The organism is Micromonospora sp. CPCC 206171 (assembly GCF_036906755.1).
Taxonomy (GTDB): Bacteria; Actinomycetota; Actinomycetes; order Mycobacteriales; family Micromonosporaceae; genus Micromonospora; species Micromonospora purpureochromogenes.
Map to the genome: position 1 here is coordinate 220,258 of NZ_JBAKHT010000008.1, position 12,307 is coordinate 232,564.

General features: G+C 71.7%; 12 protein-coding genes and 1 tRNA gene. 7 read left to right on the forward strand and 6 right to left on the reverse strand.

The genetic code is table 11. The features are described 5' to 3' along the window. Positions 1-61 precede the first annotated feature (61 nt). From V6U89_RS12970 to V6U89_RS12985, 4 genes are all read left to right on the forward strand, one after another. Positions 62-781 (forward strand): PP2C family protein-serine/threonine phosphatase, encoded by a 720-nt coding sequence (locus tag V6U89_RS12970; protein ID WP_334571198.1) that lies wholly within the window; start codon positions 62-64, stop codon positions 779-781. Positions 782-831: 50 nt separating this feature from the next. Further along, positions 832-2,016, forward strand: coding sequence for a GNAT family N-acetyltransferase (locus V6U89_RS12975; RefSeq protein ID WP_334571199.1), 1,185 nt, complete (start codon positions 832-834; stop codon positions 2,014-2,016). 226 nt (positions 2,017-2,242) lie between these two features. Continuing rightward, entirely contained in the window at positions 2,243-2,992 is a 750-nt protein-coding gene (locus V6U89_RS12980) for a ZIP family metal transporter (protein WP_334571200.1), read from the forward strand. Positions 2,993-3,275: 283 nt separating this feature from the next. Then, positions 3,276-4,472 carry a hypothetical protein gene (locus V6U89_RS12985; protein WP_334571201.1) on the forward strand — a complete coding sequence of 399 codons (1,197 nt, stop codon included), beginning with the start codon at positions 3,276-3,278 and terminating at the stop codon, positions 4,470-4,472. A 90-nt stretch (positions 4,473-4,562) separates the two neighbouring features. Here V6U89_RS12985 and V6U89_RS12990 read toward each other — a convergent pair whose 3' ends face one another. From V6U89_RS12990 to V6U89_RS13000, 3 genes are all read right to left on the reverse strand, one after another. Next, positions 4,563-5,645: an NAD-dependent epimerase/dehydratase family protein gene (locus V6U89_RS12990; protein WP_334571202.1), complete on the reverse strand. Its 1,083-nt coding sequence runs from the start codon at positions 5,643-5,645 to the stop codon at positions 4,563-4,565. A gap of 45 nt (positions 5,646-5,690) precedes the next feature. Beyond that, on the reverse strand, positions 5,691-5,984 hold the full coding sequence (locus V6U89_RS12995; RefSeq protein ID WP_334571204.1) for a hypothetical protein: 294 nt from the start codon (positions 5,982-5,984) through the stop codon (positions 5,691-5,693). 123 nt (positions 5,985-6,107) lie between these two features. Beyond that, on the reverse strand, positions 6,108-6,590 hold the full coding sequence (locus V6U89_RS13000; RefSeq protein ID WP_334571205.1) for an anthrone oxygenase family protein: 483 nt from the start codon (positions 6,588-6,590) through the stop codon (positions 6,108-6,110). A 147-nt stretch (positions 6,591-6,737) separates the two neighbouring features. Here V6U89_RS13000 and V6U89_RS13005 point away from each other — a divergent pair. Next, positions 6,738-6,809, forward strand: a tRNA-Lys gene (locus V6U89_RS13005). Between the two features lie 115 nt (positions 6,810-6,924). Here the strand turns inward: V6U89_RS13005 and V6U89_RS13010 are convergent. From V6U89_RS13010 to V6U89_RS13020, 3 genes are read right to left on the reverse strand one after another with little or no spacing between them, the layout of a single operon-like run. Next, positions 6,925-8,145 carry a tyrosine-type recombinase/integrase gene (locus V6U89_RS13010; RefSeq protein ID WP_334571207.1) on the reverse strand — a complete coding sequence of 407 codons (1,221 nt, stop codon included), beginning with the start codon at positions 8,143-8,145 and terminating at the stop codon, positions 6,925-6,927. Continuing rightward, positions 8,145-8,342: an excisionase family DNA-binding protein gene (locus V6U89_RS13015; protein WP_334571208.1), complete on the reverse strand. Its 198-nt coding sequence runs from the start codon at positions 8,340-8,342 to the stop codon at positions 8,145-8,147. Before V6U89_RS13015 ends, V6U89_RS13010 begins: the two co-directional genes overlap by 1 nt. Next, positions 8,339-9,907 carry a replication initiator gene (locus V6U89_RS13020; RefSeq protein WP_334571209.1) on the reverse strand — a complete coding sequence of 523 codons (1,569 nt, stop codon included), beginning with the start codon at positions 9,905-9,907 and terminating at the stop codon, positions 8,339-8,341. Before V6U89_RS13020 ends, V6U89_RS13015 begins: the two co-directional genes overlap by 4 nt. A gap of 570 nt (positions 9,908-10,477) precedes the next feature. On the opposite strand from V6U89_RS13020, the gene V6U89_RS13025 reads away from it, so the two are divergent. After that, positions 10,478-10,843 carry a cyclic-phosphate processing receiver domain-containing protein gene (locus V6U89_RS13025; protein ID WP_334571210.1) on the forward strand — a complete coding sequence of 122 codons (366 nt, stop codon included), beginning with the start codon at positions 10,478-10,480 and terminating at the stop codon, positions 10,841-10,843. A gap of 211 nt (positions 10,844-11,054) precedes the next feature. Continuing rightward, on the forward strand, positions 11,055-11,642 hold the full coding sequence (locus tag V6U89_RS13030) for a hypothetical protein (RefSeq protein ID WP_334571211.1): 588 nt from the start codon (positions 11,055-11,057) through the stop codon (positions 11,640-11,642). Positions 11,643-12,307: the final 665 nt, after the last annotated feature.

The window sequence follows — 12,307 nt, forward strand, 5'->3', positions numbered from 1 at the left end:
CTGCCACCCTACGCACTAGTGCGTAGAGACGGATCAAGGGTGTTCTTGGCAAGCTTGGGGCATGACGCTGATCCTCCGCTCGGCCATCCTCAACGACGTCGGCCTGGTCCGCACCAACAACGAGGACTCCGCCCTCGCCGGTGACCGCCTGGTGGCGGTCGCGGACGGCATGGGTGGGCTCCCCGCCGGTGAGGTGGCGAGCGAGATCGTCATCCGCATCCTGGACGAGCTGGTCCCGCCGACCGTCGCCGACGAGGCCGCCGAGGCGCTGCGCGCCGTGGTCGCCACCGCCAACCAGCGCATCCGCGCCGCCATCGCCGCCGATCCGACCCGCGACGGCATGGGTACGACGCTGACCGCCGGCCTCCTCGCCGGCGACATCCTGGTCCTCGCCCAGGTCGGCGACTCCCGCTGCTACCTGCTGCGCGACGGCGACCTGACCCAGCTCACCCGGGACGACACCTTCGTGCAGGCGCTGGTCGACCAGGGCGCGCTCTCCCCCGACCAGGCGCGGCACCACCCGCAGCGGTCCCTGGTGACCCGCGCCGTGCAGGGCGCGGACGCCCCACCGGCGATCGGGGTGCTGACCATGTTCGTCGGCGACCGGTTGCTGCTGTGCAGCGACGGCCTCTCCGACTACGTGGAGGACGCCGCGATCCACGCCGCGCTGACCACGTACGGCGACCGCCAACTCTGCGGCGAACAGCTGGTCAAGCTCGCCCACCAGGCCGGCGCGCCGGACAACGTCACCGTGGTCGTCTCCGACCTGACGGAGGGCTGAACCGGACCAATCGGGTTGCGGCGGACCGCCGGCCGGGTTGGGATGGACGGATGCTCATCCGTCGTCTGGCCGCCGAGGAACGCCTGACCACCAGCTTCCCGCTCCAGGCGTACGCCTTCGAGGCGTCCCCGCTGAGCAGCGAACGGGTGGAGGCGTTCCACCGGTACCTGCCGTACAACAAGGGCAACCGGACGCTCGTCGTCGACGAGGGCGGGGAGACGCAGGCGGCGGCGAGCGCCATCCCGATGCGGCAGAACCTGCGCGGGCGGGTGCTGCCGATGGCCGGCGTGGCCGGGGTGGCCACCCACCCGCTGGCCCGCCGGCGGGGGCACGTCCGGGCGCTGCTGCACCAGCTCCTCGACGAGATGCGCGACGAGGGGCACCCGCTGACCGCGCTGTACCCGTTCCGGGCCGGCTTCTACGAGCGCTTCGGCTACGTCGGGCTGCCCCGGGCGCGGACCGCCCGGTTCTCCCCCGCCGACCTGGATCCGCTGCTCCGGGCCGAGCTGCCCGGCGAGGTGACCTGGGAGCGGATCGGCGCCGGCTACGCCGGATACCGGGCGTTCACCGAACGCTGCGTACGGGAGCGGCACGGCTTCGCGATCTTCCCGGAGTTCCGCGCCGTCGGGCTGCGCGACCGCGACGACCGCTGGCTGGTCACGGCCCGGATCGACGGTACGACGATGGGCGCGCTCACCTACCGCATCGACGACCACGGCGGCGAGCTGCACGGCGACGACCTACTCGTGACCGACCCGTACGCCCGGGCACTGCTGTTGCAGTTCCTCGCCCGGCACGTCGACCAGGTCGACCGGATCACTCTCCAGATCCCTGCCGACGAGCTGCCCGAACTCTGGCTGACCGACCTGGCCGTACACGTCGAGGCGCGGGTCTCCCGCCCGGGCTCACCCGCCCCGATGGCCCGACTGCTGTCGCTGGACGCGCTCGCCGGCCTCCCCGCCGGCCCGGGCCGGGTCCGGGTCGAGCTGGTCGGCGACCGCTGGCTGGCCGGCACCCACCTGCTCGACGGCACCACCGGCCACCTGGAGCTGGCCACCGGCGGCCCGGCGCCGTCGGCGACCCTCACCGCCGCCGGGCTCTCCGCCCTCGCCTACGGCGTCCTCGACCCGGCCGAGGTAGCCGTCCGAGGGCTGGGCTCGATCGCCCCGGACGCCGCCGCCGAACTCCGCCGCCTCTTCCCCCGCGCCCTCCCCTACCTCTTCGCCGACTTCTAACCCCCCACCACCCCCCCGCCCCCGCCCACCCCGGGCGTCAAGCTGCGCGCAGATTCAGAGAAAGCGGGCCCATTTCGCGGCCGGAGGCCACTCTTTCCGAGAAAGTGCGCGCGTCTGGGCGGGTTGGCGCGGGTCGTGCGGGGGTTCGCGGGTGGGCTCCGTGAGGGCGGTGACGTCCGGGCGGGAAGCGGTTTTCGGGTTCGGGGAGTCGGGTACCGTCCGCCAGATGCCGGAGTGGTTGCAAGCGGGGGCCTGGGGTCTGCTGGCCGGTTCGGCACTGCTGATCGGGGCCGTCGTCGGGTTCTTCGCCCGGGTGCCCCGCAAGGTGATCGCCTCGGTCATGGCGTTCGGTGCGGGCGTGCTGCTCTCCGCCGTCTCCTTCGAGCTGATCGCCGAGTCGCACGAGCAGGGTGGACTGCTGGCGACCACGATCGGGGCGGCCGGCGGGGCGCTGGCGTACACCGGGGCGAACCTGCTGCTGGCCCGGCGCGGCGCCCGGCACCGCAAGCGCTCCGGCGACGAGCAGCCCAGCGAGCAGGAACAGCCCGGCTCCGGGTCGGCGATCGCGGTGGGCGCGCTGCTGGACGGCGTACCCGAGTCGGTGGTGATCGGCGCGAGCCTGCTCGCTGGCGGCCCGGTCAGCCTGGTCACGGTGGTGGCGGTCTTCCTGAGCAACGTACCGGAGGGGCTGTCCAGCGCAGCCGGTATGCGCCAGGCCGGCCGCTCCCGGCGGTTCGTCTTCCTGCTCTGGACGATGATCGCGCTGGTCAGCGGCGTGGCGGCGCTCGCCGGCTACACGCTGCTGGGCGGGGCGCCGCCGGAGGTGCTGGCCACCATCTCCGCGCTCGCCGGCGGCGCCATCCTCGCGATGATCACCGACACCATGGTGCCGGAGGCGTTCGAGGACGCCCACCTGCTGGTCGGCCTGATCACGGTCCTCGGCTTCCTGACCGCCTTCGCCCTCTCCCACGCCTGACCACCCGCCGGCCACTCGCAGGCCTGATCCACTCCGGTTGCGGCGGGTCGCCCCTCTCCTGAGGCGGGACATCGCGACCCGCCGCAAGCGCGAGGATCAACCCGCGGGCAACGCGGCACGCCACTGCGGTGCCCGGCGGCGATGGTGGCGAGGGCAGCGGGGACGGCCCGGCCGCCTCGCCGCCAGGGAGGCGCGTGGATCGACCGACGCAGCTCGGTTTAGCGGTGGGTTAAGCCTCGGCGGAGGAATCGCCGCAGACTGCGCGCGCCTCTAGCATCGGCGGGTGCGCGTGAGATCCCTTGTCTGCCTGCTCGCCCTCGGTGTCGTCACCGCCGCCCTGCCCGCCTGCGCCGTAAGCGGGGACGGCGCGGCTCCGACTGCGAGGTCCACCGTGGAGTCGACCGCCCCCACGGTGAGCCCGTCGAGCGGACCGGCGGGCCGCAGCGGCCTGGGCGGGCCGGGGAGGAGCGCGTCCCCGAAGCCGTCGACGACCGCCGGCTCGCCACTGCGGGCGGGGAACCCGAACGGCGGCGCCACGGTCCCGGCCGAGGCGCGGGCGGTCGACACCAGTCGTCCGACCAGGACGGTCGGCACGGGTACCCCGGCGAGCTGCACCTCAGACGCGGTGGTGCGGGCGGTCGCGGCGGGCGGGATCATCACCTTCGACTGCGGCCCCGACCCGGTGACGATCCGGATGAAGGCCACCGCGAAGGTCCGTAACAAGGTCGGGGCGCGGATCGTGCTCGACGGCGGCGGCAAGGTCACCCTCTCCGGCGGGGGCGAGCGGCGCATCCTCTACCTGAACACCTGCGACGCTGCGCAGGGCTTCACCACCTCGCACTGTCAGAACCAGGACCACCCGCAGCTCACCGTGCAGAACCTGACCTTCGCCGACGGCAACTCCACCGGCGAGCGGACCGAGGGCGGTGGGGGCGGCGCGATCTTCGTACGCGGCGGCCGGGTCAAGGTGGTCAACTCACGCTTTATCGGCAACCGCTGCGACCGGACCGGCCCCGACCTGGGCGGCGCGGCGCTGCGGGTGCTCAGCCAGTACGACAACAAGCCGGTGTACGTGGTGAGCAGCACCTTCACCGGCGGGGTCTGCGCCAACGGGGCGGCGCTGAGCAGCATCGGCGTCTCCTGGACGGTGCTGAACAGCGTCTTCACCGGTAACAAGGCGGTCGGCAGCGGCGCCAACCCGGCCCGGGCGGGCACCTCCGGCGGCGGCAGCGGTGGCGCGATCTACTGCGACGGCAACGACTTCACTGTGCGGATCGCCGGTGCCCTCGTCGAGAACAACCACGCCAACGAGGGCGGCGGCGCGATCTTCTTCGTCAGCAACGACCGCACCGGCACCCTGAAGATCGAGCGCTCGACCCTGCGCCGCAACCCCAGCGACGGCTTCGAGACCCAGGGCCTGCCCGGCATCTTCTTCCTCGGCGCCCACCCACCCACCATCACCTCCTCCCGCCTGAGCTGACCCACCCGTCGATCATGAAGTTGTTGCCCGCCGCACCGGCGTGCCGTGACAACAACTTCATGATCGACGGCGGCGGGGTGGGAGGACCGGTCAGTAGGGGTTGCCGTGGCCGGGGGTGCGGGCCTTGAGGAGGGCGGCGGGGCGGCCGGGCAGGTCGGGGGCGGTGGACATGGGTGGGGCGGTGGTGCCCGCGCGGGCGGCCATGCCGGCGAAGAGGTCCTTCAGGGCGGTGAGGGCGTCCACCTTCGGGTGCCAGCCGAGTTCGGTCTCGGCGCGTTCGCTGGACATCAGCGGCGCGTTCAGGGCCAGCTCCACCCAGCCGACGTCGATCGGTTGCAGCCGGAACCGCCAGCTCAGCGCGGCGGCGGCGCGCAGCACCGGGGCGGCCACCGGGATCGTCCAGCCCTTGAAGTGCCGGGCCACCAGCTCCGGAGTCAGCACCGGGTCCGCGGCGACGTTGAAGGCACCGCGCGCCTCACCCAGAACCGCCCTGGCGTACGCGTCGGCGATGTCGTCCGCGTGCACCGCCTGCATCCGCAGCCGACGGTGCGCGGGTACGACCGGGATGCGCCCGAAGCGCAGCAGCCGAACCGGGGCGAGCGGCCCGAGGAAGTACCGGCTGATCTCGGTGCCCGCGTCGCGCTGGAAGGTCAGCCCGGGCCGCAGCCGCACCACCCGCACGGTGGGGTGCTCGGATTCGAGGCGGTCGAGCATCGCCTCCACCTCGGCCTTGTCCCGACTGTACGACGATCCGGGCACCCCGGTCGCCGGCCAGCGCTCGCTGATCGGGTGGTCCTTCGGGCCGGGCGCGTACGTGCCGACCGACGAGGCGTACACCAGGCTGGGAACGCCGGCCCGGACGACGCCGTCGATCACCGCGCGGCTGCCGCCGACGTTGGTCCGGTAGAGGGTGCGCCGGTCGTGGCTGGGCTGGATCTGCCAGGCCAGGTGCACGACGGCGTCGGCCCCGGCGAAGAGCGCGGCGAGCTTCCCGTCCGCGCCCGGCGCCCCGATGTCGCAGGAGTGCCACTCCACCCGGTCGTACGGCTCACCGGCGTCCGGGCCGGGCAGCCGCCGGGCCACGCCGATGAGTTCCAGCCCCGACTCCGGGCGCAGCCGGCGCAGCAGGGCGGTCCCCACGTTGCCGCTGGCACCCACGATGACGATCCGCATGCGGGCTGCCGTACCCGTTGAACCGGACTCCAACCCCCGCACCGGTCAGGGGCGGGGCGACTCGCGTACCCAGCTCTTCTCCTGCTTGCGGCGGCCCTGCGTGGCGGCCAGGCAGCGCGGGCAGATGAAGGCGACCGGGTCGGCCTCGGTGAGCACGTCGGTCGAGGTGTAGTCGAACGGCACGTGCGGGAAGCGGCGCAGCCGGGTGCGGCTGAGCTGGAGCCCGCAGACGGTGGAGTTCTGGCCGGGCCGCCAGGCGTGCACCTCACCGCCCGGCGCCCGGGTCCCGTCCGGCCCGGTCTCCTCGCTCGACGCCGCCACGGCCGGGGTGCTGCTCATCCTCATCCCGTCCCGATTCCCCGCCCCCGCCGTTTCAGACCCGCCCGATTGATCGACTCCGTCTCGCCGACATCGCGCCCTCCCACCCACCCGGGCACCGCCACCTCGCCGCCCCGGAGTCGATCAGCCGGCGCGCCGGGACACCAGCGCGGCCACCAGGCAGGCGAAGGCGGCGACGTTGGTGACCGTGCGGGCCAGATTCCACCGCACCCAGGTCGCCTCGAAGCTCTCCCGCACCGCCGCCAGGTCGGCGATCCGGTCCACCGACCCGGCCGCGTCCAGCCGGTCGTTGAGCGGCACGTTGCACCGCATGGTGATCAGCAGCGTCGCGCCGTAGAGCACCAGCGCGGCGACCGTCCAGGCCAGCGCCCGGCCGCCGGCGGTCAGGTGCAGCGCCACCGCCAGGGCGATCAACAGCACCGCGCCGAGGAAGGCCGCCAGGAACCAGCCGTTGAGGATCCGCCGGTTGATCGACTGCATGGTCTCGACGAAGGTCCGGTCGTCGACCGCGGCCAGACCCGGCATGACCGAACACGAGTACGCGAAGAAGAGCCCCGCCACGAGTCCGGTGACTCCGGTGGCGGCGGCAAGGGCGATCGTTCTCATGCCTGTCAGCCTCACCCGGTGCGCCCCCTGTTGACCATGGTCGAAAGGCTCGGGGGCATGCGTGGGCGTCTGGGGTCGTGCGGGGCATCGACGGGCGGCCGGAAGCCGGAAGGCCTCGCCGGCCAAGGTCCGGTAGCCTGAGGGCTCGGGCCGCTAGCTCAATGGCAGAGCTGTGGACTTTTAATCCATAGGTTCAGGGTTCGAGTCCCTGGCGGCCCACTCCGTTCCAGCTCAGCGGCCCTTTCAGGGCCGCTGTTTCTGTCTGCGCGGCGCGTACAGCAGTGAAGTACAGCAGTAGCCGCCTACAGACTTGATGACGTAAACGAATCACGAGTCACCGGTCGAGTGCTTTGCCGAGCCGCTTGAGGGCGTCGCGGGTGGCCGCCGACGAGACCACCGTGTAGATCTCCATGGTGATGGCGAACTGCGCGTGCCGGAGGATCTGCATCGCCACCCGAGGGTGCACGTCCAGGTCCGCCAGGAGTGAGGCACAGGTACGCCGGGCGTCCCTGACGGTGATCCGCCGAACGCCTGCCGTGTCGCAGCGACGGTCCCAGAAGCGGTTGAAGTTCCGTGGCTCAAGCGGCCGGCCGTAGCGGGTGGTGAAGACGAGTTCCGAGGGCTGCCAGGCAGGGCCGGCGGCATCCCGGGCGGCGGTCTGGGCGGCACGGCGGCGGCCAAGCGCCACGGTGCAGATGTCCGGCAGCGGCAGGGTGGCGTCCGAGGCGGCCGTCTTCGTCTCCCGGTGCAGCAGCTCAGCACCGACCCGCTGGAGCTGCCGATCGATGGTCAACTCGCCCGCGCCGAGGTCGACGTCAGCCCAGGTGAGCCCCAACATCTCGCCCTTGCGCAGACCGAGCACCAGGACCAGGACGTACGCGGCGTAGAGCGGATCGTTGTCGGCGCGGGCGGACTCCAGGAAGCGCCGCGCCTCGTCGCTCGTCCACGCCTTCCGCTTGCGCTTCCGTACCGGTGGCAGCTTCACCAGGGAAGCGACATTGCGGGAGATCAGCCCTTCGGTGATGGCCTGGGAGAGCAGCGTCCGGAGCACGGTCCGCAGATGGGTGACGCTGGTTGCCGAGGGCAGATCCCGGCAGCAGCGGCCGAGGGCACAGCAGCGCTGCTGCGCGGGCTTGCGCCGCTCGTCCTTGCCCTGGGCGCAGCACTGGCAGGTCCGCCCCACCTCGTTGATCCAGGTTTGCACGTCGCTGACCCGGAGCTTGTCGAGGCGTTTCCGGCCCAGCCCAGGCACGAGGTAGAGCCGGACCACCACCTCGTAGGTGACGTAGCTGCCCGGGGCGAGGTTTGGCTTGACGATCTCGCGCAGCCAGTAGCCGGCGTACTCCCCCACCGTCGGAGAGCGGGTCGCCACCGGGCCGGCCTTAGCCTGCCCGTGCAACTTGATCCACTTGTCGTGCACCTCCTCGCGGCTCTTGCCGTAGACCCACTTCCGGCCCCGCTTGCCGTCCGGCTTCTCGACCCAGACGTACGCGGCAAAGCCGTTCCGGTACGGGAAGATCGACCCTTCACCGTTGGCTCGGGCACGTCCGAGCATCAGGCGGCCTCCTGGCGTTCGACCTGCTCGCGGATGTAGTCGTCGACCCATTCGGGCAGGATGCGGCGGTACTTGCCGTCCTTGATGGAGCGCAGCTCGCCGGTGGCGACCTTCATCTTGACCTTGGAGATACCGAAGCCGAGCAGGACGGCGACTTCTGCTGGCGAGTACCAGCGGGGGCGGAGGTCGTGGTTCATGCGGCGGCTCCGGTGAGCCAGGCTTCGTGGGCGAGTTCTTCCCGGCCGATGCGTCTGCTCTCGCGTCGCTTGCGGGCGGCGGTGTTGGCGAGCAGGGCGTCTCCCTCGGAGAGCCAGCCGGAGCCGATGTAGGCCAGGGTGCCGACGGTGATGGAGTCGGCGGGTTCGTTGTCTTCGGTGCGGCGGTAGGTGGCGCGGGTGTCTCGGAGCAGGCGGAAGGTGACGGAGTAGCGGCGGGCTTTGGTGAGGAAGTGGCCGCCGAAGCCGAGCATGTGTGCCCAGCGGCGCAAGCCGCCGTAGATGTTGGGTTTGGCGTCAAGGCTGTCTTGACGGTCGGTGGCGGTTGCGGCGCCGCTGCTCGTGTCGGTGTGGGTGGGCCTGCCGAGATGCCAGCAGGCGTCGATGAGGCGGGCGACGTGGTCGCCTTCGGGATCGGCGTAGTCGTCGGCCGTGGCCGGGGTGAGCCGGGCGGACGAGTGGCCCGTGGCTTCGGTGGCCTTGGTGGCGTACTTAGCGAGGTAGGCGGCCACCTTGCCGTCGGTCAGCCCGCCGTCGGTGCTGTTGATCCGTCGGACGTCGACCTGCTCGCCCCAGGCGATCAGCCAGCCGTCGGGCTGGTCGGGGTGCGGTGGCGTGGTGACGGTGATCTGCCGGGCGGCGACGTGGATCGCGTCTTCCAGGTCGTCGAAGGTGATGCCGTCCGGTGGCGGCACGAGCGCGTCCGGGTCGTCGGGGTCAACGCCGTCGAGGCGTAGCAGGACGTGGAAGTGAACAGCGGCGCGGCGCTGCAACTCGGCGACCTTGCCGTGGGACACCCGCACGGGCGGCACCCAGCGGACCTTGCCGGAGGCGGTGACGACGCGGACGAGGGGGACGCCGCGCTTGCGGCAGATGGCGGCGAGGTGCCGTTCGAGGCCCTGTTTGGTGCGCCGCCACAGCTCGCCGGAGAAGTAGTTCCAGACGACCTGGTGGGCGTGGTCGTAGCAGTCCAGGCACAACGGCTGGCCGAGCTGCGGATCGTCGGCGTCGTGGCGGGCGAAGCACGCCGCGGGCTGCCCGTGCGGGCAGGTGCCGGCGGTGCTGCGGGCGCGGCAGGGGGCGGGGCGGCAGTCGCAGCGCTGCCGGCTGCGGCAGGTGTGGCGCGGGACGTGGCGGTGGTGGACCGGGCCGAAGGAGGGGGCGGTGAAGGTGGCGAAGACGACCGGGTGCCGGCCGACCGAGTCAGGGACGCCCTTACCGCCGGTCAGCCCGCGACAGACGACTTGATAGGCGTCGCCCTGGTAGACCCAGGCGCAGTCCGGGCACTGCGATTCGCGGCGGTTGCCGCACGCCTTGTACAGCGTGCGGTCGGGCAGTGCGTCGGTGTGGAGCTGGCCGGTGATGCAGCCGGTGTTCCGGTCGACGGCGGCGATCGTGCCGGTGAGGCGGATCGGGCGAGCACAGCCGCCGGCGGGGCGGGTGTGCTCCAGCCAGCCGGAGAACTCCGGGGTGGCGGCGCGATGCAGGACCTGGGCGTCACGGCCGACGGCGAGGCCGGGCCGGTAGATGGCGAGCGGGGTGGACACGACTGTCTCCTCTTCCGGGGGTGGCAGGGACGGGAGACGAAGCACCACCAGCCGTGGAGCCTGTCCGCTGGTGGTGTTCGTCGTGTCTCCTGGCACCGCCGAGAGGGCGGCTGACGCCGGAGGGCGGATTCGTGGTGATGCCACTTCCCGCCGATGGGTCATGTCCTAACACGCTCGTGAACCTGGTGATCGGGCCGGCACGGGTGGGGAGCCTGGGATATCGGCATCCGGCGGGTTGCCGCAGGCTGCCTCACCCGTGGAGCAGTGCGAATCCGGGCCATTGTGGACGGCAGGGAAGACCGTGCTGGGCCACTCAGCGGATTCGGGAGACCGGCATAGCGGCCGGTGCGATCGAGAGCCGACAGGACGTGGCCCGCACCAGCGGCAGACAGGCCGCTCAGCATCTCCGACGTCGAGTCCAGCGATCCGGCAGGAAGGCCGCGCTAGCGTGCTCGACGAACGTCAGAGTAGCACCGGGTACCGACACGTCAACCCGCCGTAGTCCGGTGCCAAGTGCGGGCCCCAATAGCGGTGGCGATGGCGGCGTGCTGGCCCAAGGATGGTGCCGTGGTGACCGAGAAGCTGCCGGGAATAGTGCTGGTTGACGACCTGCGCTCGTTTGTTGATGGCCGGGTGGCACACGTTGCGCGTACCAGCAGGGCCGGTATCGAGGCGCTGGAGCGCCACCGCGGACAGCGATTGGACGAGTTGTGGCTGGATCACGACCTCGGCGAGGACGACACGATCTGGCCGGTCGTCGAGGTGTTGGAGCGGGCCGCGTTCGAGGAGCGCCCATTCGATATCGGCGTCGTTTACGTCCACTCAGCGAACCCCGCCGGCGCTGAAAAGATCATGCAGGCGCTGCGCCACTGGGACTACAACGTCCGCTTAGCGGCCGGGTCACCGCATGTCGGCTACCTGGCTGAGGCCGAGTAGCGGCGGGCCAGCAGAGCCCTGGTGGCGCCAGCGGCCGCCGATCCGGGGCAGCCGGCTGCCGGCCTGTCGAGCTTCACTTGATCCGTTACGGATCAGCGTCGGATGATGCGTGACACCGATGGCCCGGTGGAATGCCGGACCGTCACTCAGCGCGATCGGATCTGTAGAAGGCCGCGAGGCCGTCCGGCCGCCGGCGTCGAAGGACAACGGGATGCTCTCGGAATACCAACAGCAGCTGCGGGGGAAGTTCCTGGCAGCCCCGGTCGTCGCACCGCCGAAGCCATGGCGACACCTCAACCAGGCGTGGCGCTACATACCGGTGGGCGGGCTACAAGGCGTCGGCTTCGATGTCCACCCGCAGACCGGCGTAGACCTGCTGATGGTCGTCTCGATGGACGGCTTTGGCCTTATCGACGCCGCAACGGGTGCGAAGATCGCCCGAGACCGTCACCCCGACCCCGACGACGCAGAACCATCCGGGCCAGACCTGGCCTGTCCGGGCATCGGCGTGCTGGCGGGCACGCGGGTACGCATCGCCGGACTGTTCGGCGGCGGCCTGCACGCCACGACCGACGACGGCTGGACCATCGACGTGGTGGCGCCCGAGTGGCCGAACCATCGCATCCTGCTGTCCGCCGATGGCGGTGGCTATGAGGGCCCACCGGGCACGACCTGGTGGCACGTATTCCATGCTGACTACTCCGAACTGCGCGCCGCCGGCTTCTCACCGTCCGGCCGCACATTGGTGATCGCGACCAGCAGCGACGTGACACTCATCGTCCGCTCGGATTTCGCCTGACCGCATGCGTTACGGCACGTAGCGACGCGCCTCGGCGGAGCGTCACGCATCATCTGAAGTCAACCTGTCGCGCATCAAGCGGAGTACGACAGCCGGCTGCCGGCCGTGTGGGAGAACTTTCCTTACGTCTATCAAGGCGGCCCTGAACGGGCCGCACGCGCCGCCGCCTGGGCGCGCGTCCATCGCTCCGCTGGCGCTCCGACTCCGGCCACGCAACACGCCCGGCGGCTGGCGCGGAAGCGGGGAGCCCAAGGGGCCGCCGCAGAACGACAGGGGCATTGACCGGGTGGAGGGTGGCCGGCAGCCGGCCGGGCCGCGCGGCCACGAGCCCGCGCGGCGTAGGGGAGGGCACGCCGGCCGCGTCGGCGAGCTGGCGCGGTCGCGGGGTTGCGGTTACTGCGCCTCCGGCGGGGGCGCTCGGGCTCCGAGATGGTTGCAACCCCGTCGGCGTGTTGCGGTCCGTGGGTGGTTGCGCAGGCCATCCCGCCAGCCGTCGACCCGGGCGAGCCGAGCAGACCACCGCCCGACCCGCCAGCGTCCGACCGTGCGTCAAGGCCGTCTTGACGTGGCGGGTCGGGCGGCAGCCCGCTCCCCAGGAGGGCGGGTCGGCGGCAGACAGTGAGGATGGTGGGGTGGGTCGCCGGGTTGGTCTGACTCACCGGCAG